General features: G+C 32.3%; 16 protein-coding genes. 1 reads left to right on the forward strand and 15 read right to left on the reverse strand.

Features of this window, described 5'->3' with window-relative positions:
- Positions 1 to 27 precede the first annotated feature (27 nt).
- The 11 genes from X929_RS06225 to aspS form a co-directional block, all read right to left on the reverse strand.
- On the reverse strand, positions 28 to 1,734 hold the full coding sequence (locus X929_RS06225; protein ID WP_103067171.1) for a flagellar basal body-associated FliL family protein: 1,707 nt from the start codon (positions 1,732 to 1,734) through the stop codon (positions 28 to 30).
- A 128-nt stretch (positions 1,735 to 1,862) separates the two neighbouring features.
- Entirely contained in the window at positions 1,863 to 2,681 is an 819-nt protein-coding gene (rsmA, locus tag X929_RS06230) for a 16S rRNA (adenine(1518)-N(6)/adenine(1519)-N(6))-dimethyltransferase RsmA (RefSeq protein ID WP_103067172.1), read from the reverse strand.
- A gap of 24 nt (positions 2,682 to 2,705) precedes the next feature.
- On the reverse strand, positions 2,706 to 5,234 hold the full coding sequence (locus tag X929_RS06235; protein ID WP_103067173.1) for a polysaccharide biosynthesis/export family protein: 2,529 nt from the start codon (positions 5,232 to 5,234) through the stop codon (positions 2,706 to 2,708).
- A 28-nt stretch (positions 5,235 to 5,262) separates the two neighbouring features.
- Complete coding sequence (locus X929_RS06240) at positions 5,263 to 5,712, reverse strand: tetratricopeptide repeat protein (protein ID WP_103067174.1); 450 nt, start codon at positions 5,710 to 5,712, stop codon at positions 5,263 to 5,265.
- Positions 5,705 to 7,471, reverse strand: a complete 1,767-nt coding sequence (locus tag X929_RS06245; protein ID WP_147437914.1) for a hypothetical protein — start codon at positions 7,469 to 7,471, stop codon at positions 5,705 to 5,707. Before X929_RS06245 ends, X929_RS06240 begins: the two co-directional genes overlap by 8 nt.
- A gap of 38 nt (positions 7,472 to 7,509) precedes the next feature.
- A complete protein-coding gene (plsY, locus tag X929_RS06250) occupies positions 7,510 to 8,118 on the reverse strand; it encodes a glycerol-3-phosphate 1-O-acyltransferase PlsY (RefSeq protein ID WP_103067176.1) in 609 nt (202 codons plus the stop codon).
- A 55-nt stretch (positions 8,119 to 8,173) separates the two neighbouring features.
- Positions 8,174 to 9,556: a ribosome biogenesis GTPase Der gene (gene der, locus X929_RS06255; RefSeq protein WP_103067177.1), complete on the reverse strand. Its 1,383-nt coding sequence runs from the start codon at positions 9,554 to 9,556 to the stop codon at positions 8,174 to 8,176.
- Positions 9,557 to 9,588: 32 nt separating this feature from the next.
- Positions 9,589 to 11,187: a S1 RNA-binding domain-containing protein gene (locus tag X929_RS06260; RefSeq protein ID WP_103067178.1), complete on the reverse strand. Its 1,599-nt coding sequence runs from the start codon at positions 11,185 to 11,187 to the stop codon at positions 9,589 to 9,591.
- On the reverse strand, positions 11,184 to 12,038 hold the full coding sequence (ispH, locus tag X929_RS06265) for a 4-hydroxy-3-methylbut-2-enyl diphosphate reductase (protein ID WP_103067179.1): 855 nt from the start codon (positions 12,036 to 12,038) through the stop codon (positions 11,184 to 11,186). The genes X929_RS06260 and ispH overlap by 4 nt, the downstream gene beginning before the upstream one ends.
- Complete coding sequence (gene cmk, locus X929_RS06270) at positions 12,028 to 12,708, reverse strand: (d)CMP kinase (protein ID WP_103067180.1); 681 nt, start codon at positions 12,706 to 12,708, stop codon at positions 12,028 to 12,030. The genes ispH and cmk overlap by 11 nt, the downstream gene beginning before the upstream one ends.
- Positions 12,692 to 14,491 carry an aspartate--tRNA ligase gene (aspS, locus tag X929_RS06275; protein WP_103067181.1) on the reverse strand — a complete coding sequence of 600 codons (1,800 nt, stop codon included), beginning with the start codon at positions 14,489 to 14,491 and terminating at the stop codon, positions 12,692 to 12,694. Before aspS ends, cmk begins: the two co-directional genes overlap by 17 nt.
- Positions 14,492 to 14,599: 108 nt before the next feature.
- Here aspS and X929_RS06280 point away from each other — a divergent pair, with 108 nt between their 5' ends.
- Positions 14,600 to 15,592 carry an S-layer homology domain-containing protein gene (locus X929_RS06280; RefSeq protein ID WP_169924982.1) on the forward strand — a complete coding sequence of 331 codons (993 nt, stop codon included), beginning with the start codon at positions 14,600 to 14,602 and terminating at the stop codon, positions 15,590 to 15,592.
- Positions 15,593 to 15,628: 36 nt separating this feature from the next.
- On the opposite strand, the gene X929_RS06285 is transcribed toward X929_RS06280, so the two are convergent.
- From X929_RS06285 to X929_RS06300, 4 genes are all read right to left on the reverse strand, one after another.
- Positions 15,629 to 16,282 (reverse strand): TIGR00153 family protein, encoded by a 654-nt coding sequence (locus X929_RS06285; protein ID WP_103067183.1) that lies wholly within the window; start codon positions 16,280 to 16,282, stop codon positions 15,629 to 15,631.
- Positions 16,283 to 16,375: 93 nt separating this feature from the next.
- The gene (gene ileS / locus X929_RS06290) at positions 16,376 to 19,135 is read right to left on the reverse strand and encodes an isoleucine--tRNA ligase (RefSeq protein WP_103067184.1); all 2,760 of its coding nucleotides are present in this window, start codon (positions 19,133 to 19,135) and stop codon (positions 16,376 to 16,378) included.
- A gap of 22 nt (positions 19,136 to 19,157) precedes the next feature.
- On the reverse strand, positions 19,158 to 19,517 hold the full coding sequence (locus tag X929_RS06295; RefSeq protein WP_103067185.1) for a response regulator: 360 nt from the start codon (positions 19,515 to 19,517) through the stop codon (positions 19,158 to 19,160).
- 142 nt (positions 19,518 to 19,659) lie between these two features.
- Positions 19,660 to 22,416: a GAF domain-containing sensor histidine kinase gene (locus X929_RS06300; protein ID WP_103067186.1), complete on the reverse strand. Its 2,757-nt coding sequence runs from the start codon at positions 22,414 to 22,416 to the stop codon at positions 19,660 to 19,662.
- Positions 22,417 to 22,596: the final 180 nt, after the last annotated feature.

The raw sequence follows: 22,596 nt of genomic DNA on the forward strand, positions 1-22,596 counted from the left end.
TTTTAGTTAAAAAGCCTAAAGTGAAAATCATTCTACTCTAGAAACATCTAAAGTTACTTCTTTTATACCTTTTGTTGTATCTGTTTTAAATAATTCATTTAAAGCTGAAAGTAATTTATTCTCAATTTCAGAAATTTTCTCACTATTTCTAAAATCTTCAGGTTTATAAGTTGAGAATATGAGCCTAAGTGTGTCAAACACCTGCGAAAAAGAATTTTCAACAGTCTTTTTCATATCCGCGTTGGCAACTAATAAGGAATATTCCGTAACAAAAACACGGTTGTTAAGGTTAATTCTAACTGGGTACTCGCCTTTTATAATTTCAACTTTCAAGTCTTGCTGACTTTGAATATACCGGATTTCAGGTTCAAGTGCACCATAGAATTTGATGTCTGTGTATCCAAGGAATTCAGGATTACGTGGATTTTCTTTAATGGAGTACACATTAACTTGTCCATTTTCAAATCTAGCGTATAAATAGCCATTGGCGATTTTGATACCGTTAATACCATTTAAATTCAAGTTCTCTAGTAGTTTTGGTGAAGTAGGCTCACCTATATCTGCGATGCTCAATCCTTCACTATATCTAAGTATATAAAGATAATTGTCGTGATTAATTACATCTGTAACGTTTCCTGAAATGTCTATTGTGGCAATTTCTTTGGGGTTAGTTGGATCTGTAACCTCATATAATGTCACCCCCATTTCTCCACTTGGAGAGTAGAGATAGACTTTTTCTTGAGGTACGACTCCAGTAGAAAACCTTATTTGAGAAGTAGATTCTCCACCTTTTTGATCCTTTGCTAGAATTCTTAAGGTGTAATTTTTCCCCATTTCCAATGAATTAAATTGATAAAAATAGGTATTAATATTTTCAGCTATGAGTTGTTCTCGTTCTGAGTCAGCAGTTAAATATAAGTCAAAGACCAAAGAATCTGCATCGGGATCTTCCGCTTGCCATACGAAGTATACATATGGTTCGGTTAATAGTTGATTTGCAGATGGAGATAAGATTATAGGGCTAGTAGGAGGATTATTTCTTTGAAAAGTATAATTTTCAGAGAAATCATAAACCATGTTATTTTTAACAACAGCAAATTTTAGATCCAGTCCTTCAGAAGGTACAGAACTTAAAATAATAGTATTTTGGTTGGATGTCCTAAAAGGTTCATAAATTCCAGAACTATTTCTTCTATAAACTAAATATTGGTCATAGTCTTGTGGAAGGGTTATGTACAAATCGTTATTAACCCACCTATAATCTATTTGATATTTCAAAGATGATTTTTTTAGTTTTATTTCGTTTAGTGTTTTATCTTCATTCACAAATAATTCTGGGTTGTTATAATAGTAATATGCGACACCTGAATCATCGATTGCCGTAATATTTAGTTGATAGGTTCCTTCTTCTATGGACGTTAATTCTATACTTTCTCCAACGGGGAAAGATGCTTCGTAAGTATTGGCCCCAATCAATTCAACTTTTATTTTGTTATAAGGTTCTTGCAGATCTCCTGATTTTACTATTTCATAGTTAATAGTTACGTTATAATTTCTACCAAAAAACAACAGAGAAAATAATATCACGATACCAAGTATAGCAATCGCAACAATAGTTGTTATTATAATTAATCTTTCTCTGTTTTGTGGTGGTTTCTTTTCTTCTTGGTTAATTAAGCTGTCGTATTCTAATTTATTTTCATTCTTATTTTCCGAACTGTTCTGATCAGCCATTTCTATCCCTCCAAAGATAATTATATTATACTATTGAACTGCTACTCTATAAGAATCAAAATCTCATTCTTAAAATGATTATATTTCTAAAATCTCTGATTAGGCGGATCATTTTTTGATTTTGAAATTTATTCACTTTTATTTCCTTTGGCAATAATTTTGTATAACTCTATGTATGTTTCTAAAGGAATATCTTCTGGTCGACAGGATGGATCAATTTGAACTTCCATTAAATATTTTTCCGTATCGGGTATTATCTCCTTTAGATTGTTTTTTATAGTTTTTCTCCTTTTAGAAAAACACATATGAACAAACTTCATGAAATCTTTAGGATCTACTTCTTTTACATACTTATACACAGGATTGAACTTTAATATTACTGAATCAACTTTTGGAATCGGTATGAAATTATTCTTAGATACATCCATGATTTTTTCAACGGTGCAGTAAGTTTGAACGAATATACTTAAAGGGCTGTAACTTTTTTTTGATTTTGCCATCAACCGTTGCCCAAACTCTTTTTGAAACATAAAAATAGCGTATTCGAATTTGGGTGATTCTATAAATATCTTTTCTAAAATTTTTGAAGATATATAATATGGGATGTTTGCGATATATTTCAATTTTGAAATACCTTTGAATTTAGAAAGGTCTGTGTTTAGAAAATCTTCAAAATGTATTTCCACATTTTTTGAACCTTCAAACCTTTCTTCTACTAATGGTTTAAATCTTTCATCAATTTCAAAAGTTATTACTTTTTTTGCGTTCTTTGATATCTCTTCTGTGAGAATTCCATTGCCGGTTCCAATTTCTATTATTACGTCATTTTCATCGATTTCACTTTTTTTAACTATTTCATGAGCAACATTAGAGTTAGATAAGAAATTTTGACCTAACCCTTTTTTTAATCTGATATCGTACTTCTTAAGCCATTCAGAAGTTTTCAAACAAATTTCACCTTTCTTGTTTTATTAAAACAGACCAGATACGTTTGTGTATGTATCGAAACCAGTGTTAATAAAGCTCATGAATGTTTGAACTATACTCATAACTTCAACGATGTTGGTAAGTGTGTTTTTTGGAATGTAGATAATATCTTTTGGTTTTACTTCTGGGTTCATGCCAGTTTTTACAGGTGATGCCTTTATTATACCAGATAAATCTAAAGTAACAGGTGGATTTTCTGGACCGTCTTTGAATAAATATACAGTTGTTAATTGAGCCGATTGAGAGGCGTTGCCGGCTTTGAGTATGGCATCTAGTACTGTCATGCCTGCATTGTATGGGATAATACCCGGTCTTACTACTTCTCCAAAGACGTAAACAACTTGCTCTTCTATCGGTGGTACGTAAACTATCGATCCTGGGTTGACGAGTACATTTCTTAAGGAATCTATGTCTTTTATATCGACTTTTATTTCTTCGTTATTTTTGGTGTAGATGAAAACACTCTCTTGGTTTTTCCAGTCGATAGTGGAGCTGGAATCGTTAGCAGAGCTTGAAAGTATCTCAACCAAGCTCATAGGGACATCTGTTCTTAAACTTTTTGGAGAGATATTTCCCAAAACGGCTATGTATGAACTACTTACTTCTGGTTGAACAACAACGTAAGAACCTTTAGGGACTTCAAACATTAAATTGTTTAACAATTCTTCAGAATTTATCGTTTTTATCTTTTCATTGTTTTGGTAGATTGTAATTATACCTGTATCTACGGGAGAGAATCCATTTACAGATGAGAAGACATCTATTAACCTTACATTTTGTTGTTGAATAACTTGTGTTTCTCCTGCCTTGTAAACGATAACTTGATCTGGAGCGATTTTTGAAATTTCTACAAAGACTTTGCCTACTAGTGGAATATTTTTTAGAATGTCAGATTCATTCGCTGTTAAAGTTCCGCTCTTTTCACCGATTTGATATCTAACTTCGTAGGATTCGTTCAAATTAAACGGTAGTAGTAACTCGTACAAACTTTCTCCTTGGTTGTAGGTTATAGCCTCCGAGAATTCTCCAAATATATATGCCATTCTTAATTCTGTGTCGGCTATTATCGTTGAGCCAGAACTCGGTAAAACATCTTTCAACATAGTTAAGTTATTGGGATCAACGGTTAAACTTTTTGTACTTCCAGTATTATCTACTATTACCAAGTTACCTGAAAAATTAGTACTGAAGCCACCAGCTAATCCGACTATCTTATCCATGCTTATTTTTTCGTTTGGCAAAAATTCAACCTTTCCTGTTGTATTGAATGCCCCACTTAGGTAAACATAGTTTCTTTTAGTTGTGATTTGGATAAAATCATCTTTTTTTAGGTCGAAATTCAAATCGACGGGTTGGTTGTTTACCAGAATTTGTTCAACATTTTCTTCACTTATACCAACTTTAGTTAAGAGTGTTCTGACGTTCATTCTTTCTTGTTTTTCAAAGTCAACTCTTTTTGAAATTTCTTGTGAACTTACGTATACATAATTTTCGTATTTGTTTATTATCACTGTATCTCCTGGTTGTAAGAGAAAATCATCTCCCTGAGTAATTTTTTGTAAAGACACTTTGTACGTTTGTCCCCCTCTTACAAGAGTTATTTCATCATTTACTTGGTTTAAAGGTAAGTTTATATCAGAAGCAGAGGAAATCAAAGTTATTACAGATTTTATTCCCATACCTTCAAAATATTCTAAAGAAGCTGATCCGAAATCAGAAAAAACAAGAACGTTATTTGTATAGTTGTAAGGTATGATTACTGTGTCGCCTGGTTGTACTGAATAATCTTCTTTTTTTACTATTTCATCGAATAGTATTTCTTGAATTTTAGCCTCTCTAACAATCAATATTTTAGATGGCATCTTATTAGTGGGAATATTCATAGAAGAGATGACGGTTTTCAACGTCATACCTTCATAGTAATCTAATGAGGAGGTACCAAAGTCTGAAAAAACAGTGACTCTATTGGTATAATCGTAAGGAAAGAGAACAAAGTGATTTTCATATATATAAGGATCTTCACCTGCTTCCCCACTTTTTATCCATCCAATATTAACTCTTTGTTCCTCTCCATCGGGAGATTTGATCAGTGCATAAGAGGATTTATTGATATCTTTTATCCCACCAGCTAAGCCGATTAAATCCGAAAGTTTAATTTTTTCGTTTTTTATGTCAATAACCCCGTTTATATTAGTGTTCCCTAAAACAGTTACTGAAAACGGGGCGTACTGGGTGATCCCAACCGTAACTTTATTAGTTTTTATATAACTTTCCATTTTAATAGATATTTCATTTTCAATTTCTCCTAAAGTTCTACCTTCTGCTTTTATTCTGCCAATAGGGGGTACTGTGATCTCTCCTTCTGGTCCAACTATTACATTGGTTATTGAATATTCAGGATATCCCAGAACCCAAATTCCCAAGGTATCCCCGTTTCTTACGTTGTATGAGAAAGTAATAATTGGTAAAACCAAAAGAAATAAAAGAATGACAATAAAATGACCTTTTTTCATTTTTTATCCTCCCCACTAAAATTTTTTGTTATATCATTTTTTCTATTAGTTCCAATTCTTGAGAATCGTAACCTGCCATTTTTAGATGATTTACTATTTTTTTTGCTTCTTCATTGTTTCCGCTTTTCAGTGCGGCTTTTGATTTTATAATCAAAAAATTTACTTTATTTTGTCCATCTTGAGGTTCTTTTAAAGATAATATATGTTCATACTTTTCTATTTCGTATAGTGAAAGGGCGAGGTAAAGTTTTGTTTCGTCTAACTCTATCCCTTTTTCTAAAGCAGTTTCTAAAGATTTACTAGCTTCTTCGTAATCCTCGCTTAGCATATAACAGACACCAATGTTATGATAGAACATTGGATCTTCGGGAAGTAAAGATATCGCCTTTTTATAATATGAAACCGCATTTAGGTAATTCCCTTCTTCTAACATGGTATTTGCTTTTTGGTTGTAATAATATGCGATTTCTTTACTCACTTATATCGCCTTCAGTGTAGTAAAAAAGAGTATCAACTAAAATTTTATCTTCTAATAAGAGAGAGACACTGGCTGGATTTATTCCACTGATTATTGGAGGAAATAAGTTGTATTCTACATAATCAATAGGTTTGTAGGATATGTTTAAATAATCTTTCAGGTATTCTTCTTGGTTTTGATCTATAATACCTCCCCCACTCATGAAGGCAAGGTTTTCTAGATTTGTGTCCACTTCTTCTCCAGTGGTTAGATGAAATAAAGAACTACTTGAAAGGATGAAAGGTATTGTCTTTTCAGGGGTTAGTTCTATGTTGATTTCCCCGTGAGTTAATATTTTTGAATCGGTGTTAATTTGTGGCATATGAACTTGGAAGAGCTGGTTAATTTCGTATTCATATGTGTCTGATATCGAATAAGTGCGGTAATAATTAAAGGGCACTCTTCCCCCTGAATCCATTACGTATATGTTTTTTGTCAGAAAATCCATTTTTTCGCCTGATATATCGTTAATATTAATTTTTAGGGTCACCGTTCTGTCGTTTTTGCTATAATTTAAACCATATAAATTTAAAATATATAGGTTACTTTCTGTATTTGAATCTATTCTTTCCAAATAAACCTTGTTGCTTTCTAAATCTGAAAGGATAAGCACACCATTTTCAATTTTAATTTTTCCTCTGAGTTGACTGATATTTTTATCATTCAAACCATCATTAAACGGTTTAAGTTCTCCATCTTCTTCTAAAATCTCTATGCCATCTTCAACAGAAGAAATTAAAATTTTATTCCATGGAAGAGCGTCAAGAGAAATATAAGTTTTATTTGGTAATTTTATGATGTTCACCACTTCATTTTTTAATACATCGAAATTAAAAACTGATGAACTTGCATAATCAACAAGGTATAAATTGTTGTGCCATAAGGCTCCGTCGAGAAATAATATTGAATGATCAAATTTTTTTCGTTGAAGTATTTCACCGTTGTAACCTATGATTTTTATTTCGTTGTTGTAAGGATCGTATCCTATCAATCTTCCTGCGTTATCGATATCGTAAATTATAAATGGGAAATCTTCCGTCAAAACTTCTATGTGGTTTTCAGTCTCGCTTGTTAATACCGTACTTTCCACCGTTGATTCTATTTTGATTTCCTTTCTAACTATTGGAGAATAACTTTCAAAGTAGTAAATTCCTTGATCGGTACCTAGGTAAACTCTATTTAGATTTTCGTCAGCGTTTATAGAATAATAATTTTTATCTTCGTCTAATCTTATCCATTCTTCTTCATAGTTACTTGTTTTAAATATCAAGTGATTTTGAGAATCTAAAACGTACAAATTTGAATTGATGATCCCAAAATCTACAGGATGATAAAATCTTTCAAAAGAATTCTTTACTCCTGCTGTTTGGCTGATTTCAAGGAATACTGGTGTGGCATATTTGGAAAGTGAAAAATTTTGAATGCTGTTAATAAAGTTCAACAAGGTATTAGCTTCCTCATTTACGGTAGAGAATAATAAAGAATTTTCCAAGTCTTGAATAGCTTTGTCTATCATTCCTAACTGTAAATCCAATTTTGCTGCATAGTACCAGAGTTTAGGTATATCTGTTATGTATATTTCTCCGCTCATCGCTTGATTTAATTGAACACGTGCCTCATATTTATTTCCTTCAAATAGTAACCGCAAACTTTCTGAAAAAAGCTCTCTTGATTTTAATTCACTTTCCGAAAGTTGTTGAGAAAATATCCAAAGATTCATCAGCAAAAGATAGATAAAAAGGGGAAAGAGTGCTTTTTTCATTTGACTTTTTCTTCCTTTGTTAGGATTTTTATAATGTCTGTTTTATTTTCAGAATTAGATAGTAATCTTCTAATATTTGATCTATGTTTAAACAAACTCAGCAAAAACAAAATTGTGTAGGTAATACCCGTTTTTAAATTCCAAAAATAACTTAAAATAGCTGTTATAAGTAAACCTAAAAGAGATGATAAAGAAACATACTTGGTTGATAATTCGACGGGTATCCAAACTAACAAAAATATTAAGCCTAATATTGGGCTCAAAGCAAAATAACCACCTAACGTAGAAGCAACTCCTTTTCCACCTTTAAATTTTAAAAATATTGGATAGTCATGACCTAAAACAAGGGAGATCAAAGATAAATAGGTAACCCAGGAATCAATGCCAAAAATCAGTCTTATTATTAAAATGGGAATGAATCCTTTCAAAAAGTCAAGAAGTATTGAAAGGAGACCCCATTTCGGCCCCAAAGTCCTTAAAACATTGGTTCCTCCAACATTCCCGCTTCCAGTTTTTCTTATGTCTATCCCTTTGCTCCATGGAATCAAGAAACTAAATGGAATTGAGCCACATAGATAACTGATTATCAAAGCAACAATGGACATATAATTTCCTCCATGAAATAGGATTTATAATGTAGTAAAAATTTAAAAATAAATTTTAAAGTATTTTTTGTTTGACATTAGTCTTTTCTTGACTTTTTCTTGCTTCAAATTTTAAAAATATAGGTGAACCAACGAAAGGATCAATGTAATGTCTTATCATGTTTCTCAAGCCTTGTTGATAATATTTTGGTATATCGTATGGTAAATTTGAATAGAATACGAAAACAGGAGGTTTGGTCCCTACTTGTGTTGCATAGTAAAATTTGATTCTCTTTCCTTTTTTAATTGGTGGTGGAGTAACAAGTGTGTATTTTTCTAGGGCTCCATTCAATGCACTTGTAGGGATTTTTTTGTTTCTTGATTTTTCTACATCTTCTATAGCTGTTATCAACTCTTGTATTCCCCATCTTCGTGGTACGGATGTGAATACTACTGGGCTATAATTTACAAAATAGAGTTCTTTTTCAAAGTATTTAAAAAATTCTTCTTTTCTTTTTTGGTTATTCTTAACCAGATCCCACTTGTTAAAGGCAATAATGGTTCCCTTTCCCCTTTTCTCGGCAACACCTATGATGCTTTTGTCTTGATGAGTTATGCCCTCTGTGGGATCAACTACTAATATTACTACATCTGACTTTTCAATGGCTTTGATCGTCCTAGATATAGAAAACATTTCGATACTCCCGTAATGAACGGTACTTTTTTTTCTCATTCCAGCGGTATCTATGAATCTGAAGGACTTATCACCTATCTTAACTAAATGATCAACAGCATCTCTAGTGGTTCCAGGTATTTCAGAAACAATGGCTCTATCTGAACCAACTATGCTGTTAAAAAGAGAAGATTTTCCAACATTAGGTCGCCCGATAATAGATACTTTTATTTCTTTGTTTTCACTTTCATTATCAACAGATTCTTCCGAATCAAAACCAGAAGTTTTTAATGAGTTTACGATAGCATCCATTAAAGAATGGATGTTTCTATTATGTTCGGCGGAAACAGGGATCCCTTCTCCAAAGCCCAGAGAGTAAATCTCTGGTTTTGTCTCCAACTCGTATTTTTCAAAATTCTCTGCTTTGTTAACAACTAAGATAACCTTTGAATTGGATTTTCTTAAGTAGTCAGCTATGTGATAGTCTTCTGATGTAAGTCCATTCTTTCCATCGGTTACAAATATTACCAAAGATACGTCTTTTAAACTATCAAAAATGATTTTTTTCTGTCTTTCTTCTATATTATCTTCTGGTTGTTCGAATACACCACACGTATCGACTAAGGTAAAAGATATGTCATCCCATTGGATTGTGGAGAATATATTATCCCTCGTTACACCGGGCATATCATGAACTATTGATTTTCTTTCACCAATCATTCTGTTGAATAATGTTGATTTTCCCACGTTGGGTTTTCCAATTATGAGAACCGTTGGTTTTTCCAAGTTATTCCACCTCTTGTTTTTCGTTGAATCATTTAATCTTCATTCATTTCATTAATTATTTTTATAGCTTCTTCTTTTTCTCTTTCCTCTTGTAAATGTGATACACTTATAATCATATTTCCCCTTTTAAATTCATTTTCAAGACCAATCTCTAAAACTTTTGCTTCTATTTGATCGCCAATAGTATATGTTTCCTCGAGACTTTTTGAATTTGTAGAAGCCTTGCTTGCTGGTAGATAAGCTTCTATTTCGTAATCATCGATGAGTACTATTGCCCCTTTATCTAAAAAACGGATTATTTTTCCTTTAACTGTGTCACCAGGCTTTATCTCCTGTGAAGCCTTTTTCCAAGGATTTTCTTTTGTTTCTCTAACTGATAGCCTCATCTTTCTGTTATTCTTGTCTATTTTTATTATTTTTACTTGGATCTTTTGTTTTTCCTGAAGAACCGTTGAAATATCGTCTACAAAATCCCATGAAAGTTCTGAAACGTGTAGAAAACCAGTGATTCCTTGATCTATTTTTATAATTGCTCCATTATTTAAAACCTTCTCAACCGTTCCTGTAACAATGTTTCCTTCTTTGTATTTTTCTTCTATGGTTTCCCATGGATCTCCTATAACTTGCTTATAACTTAGATTAATCTTTTTATTCTCTTTGTCTATATTCAATATTTTAACTTGAACATTGTCCCCAACTTTTACTACGTCACTTAGCCTACCTTTCCTGCCCCAAAATACTTCCGTTTCATGAACCAAACCTTCAATTCCCTCATCAAGTTTAACAGTAAAACCAAAGGGTAATATTTTAGTAACAGTACCTTGAACAATACTTCCTATAGGATACTTTTCATCCACTGACTTCCAAGGATCTTCTTTCAAACGTTTAAGGGATAGTGAAATTCTCTTCTTCTCTCTGTCCAATTGGATTATAATCGCTTTAACCTTTTGACCCACTTTTAGATAATCTTTTATTGAGATCTTCTCATCCCAGCTAACCTCACTAGCAGGTATAAGGCCGTTCAGATGATCGGTTAACTTCACAAATGCACCAAAATTTTTTATATCCTCTATAACACCATCAATTACCATTCCTTCGTTGTATTCATTAAGAGTTTGGGTAATTTTTTCTTCTACATAATCTCTTCTTGATACGACTATGTTTTTTCCATTTTTAGAAATAACTTTTGCCATTTTTTCTCCTTCAGGTAAATCATCTTTGGGTCTTAATAAAGAAAGTGAACCGGGAAGGAATGCGTTGACAATACCTTCGATCAATACGCTGTAGCCTTTTTTTAGCTTGTTTTTAAAAACAATCGGATAATTCTCTCCTTCTTTTATCTTATTTAAAGTTTCGCTCCAAAGAGCTCTCTTTTCAGATGCAAGGTTTAACCCTTCTGCATCATTCGTTTTAGTTATTTCTACTAGTATCTTTTGACCTTCCTGATATTCTTGAAGTGGTTTTATGAGTTCTCCTTGACTTACAAATACGTCGCCTGTTGCACCTTCTAAAGCAACCCATATGCCATCACTATTTATTTCAAACACCTTTCCTTCTATTACTTTTCCTTTTTTTACTTCATTTATCTCTTGTTCGTTCAAAAGTTTTTCAAAAGTTTTTTCCTCCATCATGAAAGATCCTCCTTCTTTTGACTTAGATACTCCAACACTTTGTTTAACTGGGATGTTGGTGTGGATGAACCAGTAACTATTCCGATTTTGTCTTGTGAAGAGATAACTATTTCCTTAAGTTCTTCAAGAGATTCGATATGATACGTTCTTTTACAATATTTCTTTGAAATACGGTATAATTTTTGAGTATTGGAGCTGTTTTTTCCGCCTATAACTAACATTAATGTGCTTTTTTTAGAAAGTTCAAGTGTTTCCTTTTCCCTTAAGACAGTTTCAGAACAAATAGTATCTCTTATCAAAACCTCCGTAAAAGAATTAATAGTTAATATGTTGGCTATAAAATTTTTATACTCTTCTTCCCCCATGGTTGTTTGTGACACGATCAATATCTTCTTTTGAGGTACTTTCACTGGAGAGAGTGTTATTAACAATTTGCTCTCATCTACGTTTCCTTTTAGCCCTAGTATCTCTGGATGATCAGGTTTTCCATACACGACTACAAAGAATCCATCTTTTTGTTTCTTCTCTACGTATTTTACTAAATTTGTAACTATTGGGCAAGTCATGTCAATAACTTTAGAGAATTGTTTTTTCAATAGATCCTTTTCAGCCTTTGAAATACCGTGTGCCCTTATGATTAATGTTTCATCTATAGAATCGTCTGGTATGTCATCCATTCCTGTTATAGTTATCGCACCTGCGCTATTTAATTCTTCTATTACCTTTTTATTGTGTACCAACTCACCGTAAATATAAATTTTATTTTTGACAACGATTGAATTTTTAACTTCATTGTATGCTTTTTGAACACCTGAGCAAAAACCGGTTCTCTTCGCTACATTAATCTCCATAAATACCACTCTCTTTGACAATTTTTAATATTTTTTGCAGTACTTCCTCTATGGATAGATTAGTAGTATCTATAATTATCGCATCTTGAGCTCGTTTTAATGGAGCTATAGAACGGTTTGAATCATTGTAATCCCGATTTTTTATTTCTTCTAGTATCTCAGTGAAAGAGATATTTGCTTTTTGTTCCTTTTCCTCATTCCATCTTCTTTTAGCTCTTTCTTCTAAAGAAGCGGTTAGATATATTTTAATATCGCTATCGGGGAGAACTACAGTTCCTATATCTCTTCCATCAACCACTATATTGTCCTTTTCGGCAATCTTTTTTATTATTTGATTAACTTTTTCTCTGACAATATTATTCTTGGAATAAAGAGAAGCTAAATCACCAATTTTTGAGTCTTTAATGGTGATGGTAACATCTTTTCCATCTAAAAAATAACGGTTGTTTTTTATTTCAATGTTAAGTTTTTCTAAAATATTTTCTATAATTTTGGAATCTTTCGGATCTATTTTTCTTTCATTTAAGTAGTAGCCTATGATTCTGTACAAAGCACCACTATTTAGATAATTTATATTTAGCAAATTAGCTAAGTTTTGTGCGATTGTAGATTTTCCCGAACCTGCCGGACCATCTATAGCAATTTTTATTTTTTTAGCTTTTTGAGCCATTTTGCATCTCACTCTTGTTTATTTTTTTCAAAGACAGGTGTAACTCCTCCAATTGTTTTTCGCTGACCTCTGAAGGGGCATTGGTCATGGGATCAGTTCCGGAAGCTGTTTTTGGGAATGCGATAACCTCTTTTATCGATTCTTCTCCTACTAGTATACTCACCAATCTATCCATTCCAATTGCAATCCCTCCATGAGGAGGAGCACCATATTTAAAAGCCTCTAATAAGAAACCAAATTTCTCTTGTGCATCTTCTTTGCTCAAGCCTAAAATATCGAACACCTTTTCTTGTACATCTTGTTTGTGTATTCTTATGCTACCACTTGCGATCTCATAACCATTTATTACAAGATCATAAGATTGAGATTTAATCTTTAACGGGTCTTTATTCTCATATTTAGCTAAATCATCTAAGTTGGGCATAGTAAAGGGGTGATGTTCGGCTACAATTCTTTGTTCTTCCTCATTCCAAGAAAACATTGGAAAATCTGTGACCCAGATTATACTGAACCCTGATTTTTTTTCGAACTCTTCTTTAATCATTTTTATTCTCAATTGGCCTAAAATCTGGTCTATTTTATCTGTTTCTTCTAAAATAGCGAATAAAACGTCACCTTCTTTCATTATACCACGTTCTACTAAGATATTAATCTCTTTAGCTGCAGCTTTTTTTATATTTGATCTTATTTCTTTGTCACAAGCGATCCATATCAAGCCAGAGCTTCCTTGTTCTTTAGCGAACTCTGTCAGGTCATCAAATTTTTTTCTCGAAAAATTGTTGGATCTATCAGGGACAATAAAACCTTTTAATATAAGACCTTTATCTATCCCGTTTTTTATGAAATTAGCCTCAGTGTTTTGAAAATATTCGGTTAGATCGATAAATCCCATACCATACCGTATATCAGGTTTATCTGAACCATATTTTTTTATTACTTCATCATAAGTATATTTTTGGAAAGGAAACTCTAATTCTTTATAATTTATAGACTTTTCGAAAATTTCTTTAATTAATTTTTCCGTTAGTTCAAAGATATCCTCTTTTTCAACAAATGATTGTTCTATGTCAATTTGTGTGAATTCGGGTTGTCTATCAGCTCTAAAATCTTCATCTCTGAAGCAGCGAGCTATTTGGAAATATTTATCAAAACCTGATACCATAAGTAGTTGTTTGAAAAGTTGAGGGGATTGAGGCAAGGCGTAGAAATTGCCTGGTTTTAACCTAGAAGGGACCAAGAAATCTCTTGCCCCTTCTGGTGTAGATTTCGTTAAGTAAGGGGTCTCAATTTCCAGGAAGCCTTCGGCGCTGAGCGTATCTCTAGTGATTTTCATAACCTTGTGTCTCAGTATTAAATTCCTTTGCATCCGTTCTTTTCTCAAGTCTAAATATCTATATTTTAACCTTAAGTTTTCCGAAATATCTTCTTCTATGTTAACGTATATGGGTGGTGTTTCAGATTCAGAAAGGATTTCTAAATTTGTAGCGAGTATTTCAATATTTCCAGTAAACATATTTGGGTTTTTGTCTTTTTCAGGACGCGCCCTAACTTTTCCTTGGATAGAAACAACGTATTCGTTTTTTAATTTCAAGGCTTTTTGATATAGAGTATTGTTATAACTTGAATCAAAAACCGCTTGAGTTGTACCGTATCTATCTCTTATCAAAACAAAAATAATTCCTCCTAAATCACGAATCCTGTCTATCCACCCGTTTAAAATAACGATCTTATCTATATCGTTTTCGTTTAATTCTCCACATGTATGAGTTCTTTTTTGAAACAAAAATAACACCTCCAATTATTTTTCATCTTATTTTACCACTTTTTGTGGTAAAATAAAATCGGTAGCATCAAAAATGCTTAAAATACTAAAATTCAGGAGGTGTGTGTAGTGAAAAAGGTAGGTATTTTGTTTCTATTTTTAGTTTTGGCTTTGGGAGTATTTTCGCAGTCCTTTAAAGATGTTCCCATTAATCACTGGGCATATGACGCAGTTGAAAGGCTTTCTCGTATTGGCATAATTGAAGGATACCCGGATGGTACTTTTAAAGGATTAGAAAACATGAACAGATATCAACTGACGGTCGCCTTGTCCAGAACGATTGACTACATGGAACAAAGCATGGTCGCTCCTTTGGCTCAAAGTTTAGCAAATCTGGAAAGAACCGTAAGGAGTTTATCTGTACCACAAGGTGTTTCATCATCAGAATTACAACAACTTCAAACAAGATTAGATGCTGCTACAAGTGATCTTTCTAATCTCAAGGGTACCGTTTCGAGGCTAGATAATTCTGTGAAAGAACTTCAGAATTCTTACGAGTTACTTGGTTATGCCACTACAAAGATAGACGAAATAGAGAGAAAGGTCAACGCAATATCAGTGCCTGCGGTAAGCGAAACAGATATTAGAAACTTAAATAACAGAGTTACCAGTTTGGAAAACACCGTTAGAAGTTTGAATAGTAATTATCAAAATGTCTCACAAACGGTGTCTAATTTTACTCAAGAAATACAGCCTTTACAAGATTCAGTTGCTAGTTTACAAAACTCTTTTTCTAGTGTCAACCAAGATTTGGATAGATTAAACGCTTTAACGGCTAACTTGAATTCAAAGGTAGATTCTAAAGTTGATAAAACTGAGTTTACCTCTTTAAAGAATACTACTAACGAATTAAGTGCTCAATTAAGTAATAATACTCAATCTATTACTGAATTAGCACAAAATTTGCAAACCGTTCAAACTAGTGTTAACCAGTTATCTCAAGAGGTTAGTGATGTAAAACAAGTAGCTGAAGGTGCTGGAGGAGGATTGAACTTCTTAGATATTATTATCTCGGTAGTAATTTCTGCGGGAATAACCTTTGCTATGATGAACTTTCTATAAAAAAATACCGCTGGTTTTTTCGACCAGCGGTATTTTTTATTTAATATTCCTTTTCAAGACTATAATTTCTAGTTTATCCGAAGCATCTTCAGCTCTATCAGCAATATCTCCAATTTGTAAAAAAAGATCTTTTAACTGCAATTTTTCGGATAATTCAAGACTGTCTATTTCAAACAATTTCTTTATTATATCTTTTTCTAAGACATCTTCTTCATGTTCGTGTAATTCAACTTTTTGAATATATTCACTACTTTTTTCTATGTTTTCGAATACATTTTCTATAGACTTTTTCAAAGATTTATAAGTTTTTTTTACCAATCCACTTTGTTTTAAAAAATCTTCTCTAAAATCCTCGGGTATTTTTGGTTTTTGAAAAACTAATATTTCTGAAACAGTTTGTGTTTTATTCATAACCTTATCAACGGCTTCTATTAGTTCTAAAAGCTCTCCTCTAAAATTTGGTAAAAAGGCTCCTTGATACATTTCACTTTCGGTTTTTCTTCTTAATGTATCCGCTTGGCTTTCTATATTAGATATTTGTTTTGACAATTCTACAGATTTTTCCATATCGTTCGTTACGTAAAATTCTATTAATTCTGTAAGTAAGTTTAATCCTTCTTCGACTTTTTCTAAATGTTTAGAAAAAAGTTTTATAACTTTTTCTTCCTTTTTTCCAAAAAAAAGCTTCATGGTGTACCCCCTCGTATAGCTTTACAATTTACTTTTTTAAGAAACTCTGAAACCTACTTTAATAAACCTTCTCCCTACTACCCATACGAGAATTTAATAGTTGTTTTCTTCTTTTAGTACTTTACCGCATCGTGGACAAACACCAGGAAATTCAGGATCTTTGCCCGTATTAGGATCTACTTTCCAACATCTTTCACATTTTTTCCCTTCTGCTTTGGTGACTTTAATTTTTGCATATCTTCCTTCGAATCCATCTTTGACATTACCAAATTCAAATTGAGACACAATAAATAGATCAGCTATCGAGTTGTTATCGTATTGAGAAAGGATTTGCTTTAATGTATCATCGATTGGTTGAACAATAATTTTAGCATCCAGAGAATTTCCCAACAATTTTTCTTTTCTTTTCTCTTCAAGAGCTTTTAAAACATCTTCTCTCAAAGCAAAAATTTTATTCCACTTTTCTTCTAATTCTTCACTAAGGTAATTCTCTTTATATTCAGGCCATAATTCAGCGAATATGGTTTCATGTTTGTTCGAATAATTTAGATGCTCATAAACTTCTTCTGCGGTGAAAGGCAATATGGGTGAAATCAGCTTATTTAAAGCTATAGCGGTTTCATACAAAACAGTTTGAGCTGATCTTCTGAGTTTAGATTTTTTCCCTTCAACGTATATTCTATCTTTTATTATATCCAAGTAAGTAGAACTCATATCTATTGTACAAAAGTTGTTTATAAGATAGTGTACCTTGTAAAATTCATAGTTGTCATAGGCTTTAGTGACATTTTTTATCAAACTATGTAACTTCATCATCGCCCATTGGTCTATTTCTAGCATCTCTTCATAATCCACATAATCTTCCGCTGGATTAAAATCATTTATATTACCTAGCAAAAATCTTATAGTATTTCTTAGTTTGCGGTAGGTTTCAACCTGTTGTTCTAAAATATTGTAAGATATTTTAATATCCATTCTGTAATCTGCGGATGCAACCCATAATCTTAATATGTCCGCTCCATATTTGTTGATAATGTCTTTTGGGTTGACTACGTTTCCCAAGGATTTAGACATTTTCTTTCCTTCTTCATCTTTTATAAAGCCATGAGTCAAAACTGATTCATAGGGAGCTATTCCATGTTTTGCAACAGATAAGAATATAGAACTTTGGAACCACCCTCGATGTTGATCACTTCCTTCGAGATACAAGTCTACAGGGAATTTTTTTAATTCTTCACGAGAATTTGCAACCGCTTCAAAAGAAGATCCGGAATCGATCCAAACGTCTAAAATGTCCTCTTCCTTTTTGAAAGTGGAACCACCACATTTAGGGCATTTATAATCATTCGGTAAAAGTTCTTTGGTTTCTTTCTCAAACCACGCATTACTCCCTTCTTTTTTTATAATTTCAATAACGTGATCTAAAATTTGAGTGTCTAAAATTGAATCTCCACAATCCTCACATTTAATAGCTGGTATGGGGATCCCCCATGCACGCTGTCTTGAAATTACCCAGTCAGGTCTCTCCCTCACCATTGAGGATATTCTGTTTTCTCCCCACTTTGGTATCCAATTTACTTTTTTTATCTCTTCCAATACCTTTTCGCGGTAGTTGTTCTTTTCAAGGTCTATAAACCATTGAGGAGTGGCTCTAAAAATAACAGGGTTTTTACAACGCCAACAATGTGGATAGGAATGAGTTAACTTTCCTGATTGAACAAGAAATCCGTTTTCTTTTAGATCTTTGATAATTTCTTTGTTCGCTTCCCAAATTTTCAGCCCTTTATATTTTCCAGCTTCTTCGGTAAAATATCCGTGACTATCTACTGGAGAGATTACCTGAAGATTGTACTTTGTACCCGTCATATAATCCTCCATACCGTGTCCTGGCGCAGTGTGAACACATCCAGTTCCTTCTTCCAAAGTAACGTAATCTGCAAGTACTAAAAGGCTGTCTCTCTCTATAAAAGGATGTCTAGCTTTTTTTCCATCTAACGTGGATCCTTTAAATGTATCGATTATTTTATAATCATCTATTCTGGCTTCTTTCATGGTTTTATCAACCAATTCTTTAGCCATTATCCAATATTCGTTACCAACTTCAACTTTTGAGTAATCAAAATTAGGGTGAACAGCAATTGCTACGTTCGCAGGTAAAGTCCATGGTGTTGTTGTCCATATGATCACATATGTATTATCTTTACCAACAAGAGGAAACTTTACATAAATTGAATCCGAGGTATGATCGTGATATTCAACTTCCGCTTCTGCTAGAGCTGTTTGACATTCTGTACACCAATATATAGGTTTTGTACCTTTATAGATGTTACCAGCATCGACTATAGAACGAAGGATTTCTAAGACCTTGGCTTCATATTCGGGATTCAGAGTTAAATAGGGTTTTTCCCAAAAACCTATTACACCCAACCTTTTAAAACTTTCCCGTTGAATGTCTACGTACTTCATAGCGTAATCTTCACATAATTTTCTTATTTCTAACTTACTCAACGTGCTTGCCTTGTCTCCAAGTTTAGTAGTTACGTTATGTTCTATTGGAAGACCATGTGTATCCCATCCAGGTATATAGGGTGCATCAAAACCTCTCAATGTTTTGTATTTTAAGACTATATCTTTTAAAACCTTATTAAGAGCGGTTCCCATATGAATGTCTCCATTGGCATACGGCGGACCATCATGTAAAACAAACTTTTTACCCCCCATTCTTTTGTTCCTGAGATAGTAAGCAATATTTAAATCATCCCATTTTTGAAGAATCTGAGGCTCTTTTTCTTTCAGATTTGCTTTCATCTTGAATGATGTTTTGGGTAGATTGATTGTATCTTTGTAATCCAAAATGTGCACCTCCGATAAAATATTATTGAATTTTTAGAAGATTTTCGATAGTATCTTTTATTTCTGTTAAATCCATTGATTTTACTACGTAAGCATCTGCTGCCCAAGACGCCATCTCACTTTTATAATGTGAGTAAGCTGTGAGAAATATTATTTTTTTGTTTGGGTACCTTTTTCTGATTTCACTTGCAAGTTCTAAACCGTTTACATCTGGCATTTCTATATCAGTACATATGATATCTATATCTTTATCGCTTTCCAAGGTTTCTAGTGCATCTTTTGCATTGCTTACTGCAGTAACTTCATAACCGGAATCTTCTAATTCTTCTTTTATTAAAGTTCTTATGTTCTCTTCATCATCTACTATTAGTACTTTCGACAACTTAACCCCTCCTAAAAATTTTGTCTCTTCCCTCACGCCGCCTACATGGGTGGCGGAGGGCTTCGCCCTGTAACTTTTTTAAAAATCTAAATCTAATTTCTGAAAATTACCCTATTTCTAAAGTGCCTAATTGTATAATAATTTAGTCGCTGAAGATTGGAATTTCAAATTTGAAAGAAGTTCCAGTGTCGTCAGATTTTACCAAATAAATTTTTCCCTTGTGTTCTTCTTCTATTATTTTTTTACAAATGGCTAAACCTAACCCTGTACCGTTACTTTTAGTAGTGAGAAAAGGAGTGAATAATTTTTCCTTAATCTCGGGAGGGATGGGTGGCCCATCATTGGTTATTTCAAAAAAAACTTTATTTTCATCAGTATACCCAACTTTTATATCAATTTTTCCATTGTTATTAACATTTTCTAAAGCGTTTTTTATTAAATTCATCAATACTTGTTTTATTTTATCTTTATCGACTTTTATTAAAACCTCTTCTTTTAACCAATCTGTGTTCACCATAACGTGTTTTTGTTGAATGAAATCTTCATACATCAACATTATTCCACGTATAATTTCGATGAAATTGACTTCTTCAATCTGATTAATTTTACCTCCCCTAGAGTATTCTAAGATTTCATTTACTATATGTTCGAGCCTGGAAAGTTCTTCTTTAATAATTTGAGTGTACTTTTGAATATCATCCATTTTGTTCATTTTGGCTATTCTGTTTAAAAATCCACCGATAACCGTAATAGGATTTCTCACTTCATGAGCTATTCTGGAAGTCATTTCTCCCATTGCAGCAAGTCTTTCTCGCTTTTCCATTTCTTTTTGAAGGTTGTAAAGTTCAGTCACATCATCAAAAACAATTATAACACCTTCGATCACTCCTAAATCTTCATTTCTCAAAGGGGATAACTGAATATCAAAAATTTTCTTCGTATTGGAAAGTTTTACTTCATAATTTTTTAATTTTATATTATTTCTGGTTTCATATATGACTTTAATTTTTTCGATTATTTCTTCCCCAATAATATCTTTTATATCTTGAATGGGTGACCCGATCATGGTTTCTCTTGGCCGGGAGAAAACATTTTCTGCTTGTCTGTTCCATTCGTTTATTTTTCCACTTCTATCAACCACAACAATCGCAACAGCTAAATTTTGTAATATATTGTTTTTAAATCTCCTATAGTAATCCATCAAATCTTTCTGTTCTTCTAACCGCAGAGTTTTTTCTTTTAATTCTTGATAATTTTCTATCATTTCTAAAGCTAATCCCATATTATCTTTAAATAGTTTTACAATTTCAGTTTCTATACTGGTGATAGGCTTTTTGTTTATTTTGTTGTCAACTATTACTACACCCTTAGTTTCAACCATTCCGGCAACTGGAAAAATGAGAAACTCATTTATTTTTACTATATCATATATATCCTCCAAATCTTCCCATTTAATTTCCAACATTTGAGGAACGATATGTAACACCTGTTTTTTTTCAACAACTCTTTCTAATATAGGGTGCCCTTTATAGGCTAAAACTTTGTTTTGTAAACTAAGAATTAGTTTATTATTAGTGGGTATTTTTATGGCTTCCTCCTTCAGGTACTGAACAACATTTCCATATTTTAAAGACCTAATGTTAGCTTCTTTCCAGATCTCGTTTGCATCTTCTTCTGTATCTGGACCAACCCATAATTTTGGAACAAGAAAACCTCTAACCTTGTCTTTTTCTAAATAAAGAGCTCTGTTAAACTTAAGACCTCTTCCAGAAGTTAATCCTAAGAGCATTATTTTTATTGCTAAATTTTTATCGTAAACAGACCTAACGGCTTGAGATATCTTATCCAATGCATTCAGCATATCTAAGTGTTCTTTTTGTTTTTCAATAAGTTGCTCATAATTCTTTTTCAATTCAGTCAACTTACTGACTTCATTTTGAAGCTTATTGTATAGGTTTATTCTGTGAATAGAAAAAGCTAATCTTTTGGCGGTATCAGAAAAAACGTGAAAATCTGATTCATCAAAATTTTTGTAAGTTCTAAAAGAATCTTTTTCTTCTCTGTTATAAACACTTAAAACACCGTAAACTTCATTATTTTGTTCTATAACAGCATAAATAGAAGATTTGAGATCTAAATTAAAAGGAATAAAATAATTTTGAAAATTCTCTCGTCCAACAACCATATAACTTCTTCTCTCTTTTATAGTTTTACCTTCAAGAGTATTTTCTAAAGGAATCTTGTGATTTATGATTAATTTCTCGTCTATTCCCAGCATGTATTTGATTTCAAGATTATCCCCTTGAAGTTCCCAGAAAACTATGCTTTCTGCATGAAGTGAATCTTTTAGAAGGTTTAAAACATTTTCTATTATTACCTCTTTTTGTGTAATTTCTTCTATAATGTCGGTGAGTTTTTCCATTAAAATTACCTTGTCTTCCAAATCCTTAATTCTTAGCTTTTCTACAATCAAGTTAATCAATACAGCGTAATAAAAAAAATGTTGGTCGAAGGTATTTTTGTCTACTTTATTATCAAATAATCCAACTGCTCCAATTAAAGATTCTTCAGAGAATATAGGATACAAAAATAATTCTTTTTTACCGTTTCCATTTGAACTTGCTGGTAAAGTATCATCTTTTAGATTCACAGGTACCACTTCATTTGAAAAAATTTTGGATTTTAACTCCTCGTTTCCACGCATATATATTTTTACATTCTCAAACTTATCACTTGTAGAGGCTAAAGCTTTAAAAACCTCTCTACTTGACTGATAAATAAACATAATATTATCTTTCCCAATTGTTTCTTTCAATTGGGAAGAGATTTCCATAAAAGTTGATTTTAAAACATTTTGGGGATCATCGTTGTATATAATATTTAAAATATCGTTCATCATTAAATCCACTCTCCGATGCTTTATCTTTTTCAATTTAATTATAACACTAAAATGCTTAAAAATAGGATAAAAATATATTGTAAATTTACTAATCTAAATAAATTGCCTTATAACAAGTTGTCCATATATTCATTAATTTTATAAAAGAAATTAAATTAAAACAGAAATTTAAAACTTTTT

The organism is Petrotoga olearia DSM 13574 (assembly GCF_002895525.1).
GTDB lineage: Bacteria > Thermotogota > Thermotogae > Petrotogales > Petrotogaceae > Petrotoga > Petrotoga olearia.